This window comes from Providencia rustigianii DSM 4541 (assembly GCF_000156395.1).
Lineage (GTDB): Bacteria > Pseudomonadota > Gammaproteobacteria > Enterobacterales > Enterobacteriaceae > Providencia > Providencia rustigianii.
The window spans coordinates 541-1000 of sequence record NZ_GG703837.1 but is presented as its reverse complement, the minus strand read 5'-3'; the positions used below and the strand labels follow the sequence as shown (position 1 = coordinate 1000).

Below are 460 nucleotides of genomic sequence, written 5' to 3'. Positions count from 1 at the left end.
GGAAAGAAATCATCACTTTTTAATACTTCATTTTTTCTTTTACCTGTTCTGGTGAAACAAAATCCATAACTCACCTCAATAGGTAGGCGGTGGGCGAGATGTCGAAAACCGGTTTCTAGTCTCGCGCCGCCTTGCGCGTTGGCACGTTCTTTAACTGTCTGCGCTGTTTTTCGCAGACAAAAACTTTTCAATATTGCTAATGTCTTTTTTCACGCCGCAGCGCTCATTAAGCTCAAGCGCTCGCATTAATTCGCAAAGTGCAGGCTGAGGTAAGTCATTATCCCGTAAGCTATAACCCAACCATTTGTGTAACTCACCCCGCACTTTATCTGGCATGTCTTCATGCTCAATCAATGACATTGTGCGCTGTAAGATATCCAGTGGGATTGGATTCTTCGCGGTGTATGATTCTTTGGCTCTATCTCCCATTTCCTCGGCAATGGCGCATCCTGTTGTGCGC

Annotated in this window: 1 protein-coding gene; it reads right to left on the bottom strand. The window is 45.2% G+C overall.

Features of this window, described 5'->3' with window-relative positions; genetic code table 11:
* Positions 1-150: 150 nt before the first annotated feature.
* The coding region (locus tag PROVRUST_RS18810) for a phage terminase small subunit (RefSeq protein ID WP_006816512.1) at positions 151-460 on the bottom strand (310 nt) is incomplete at its 5' end.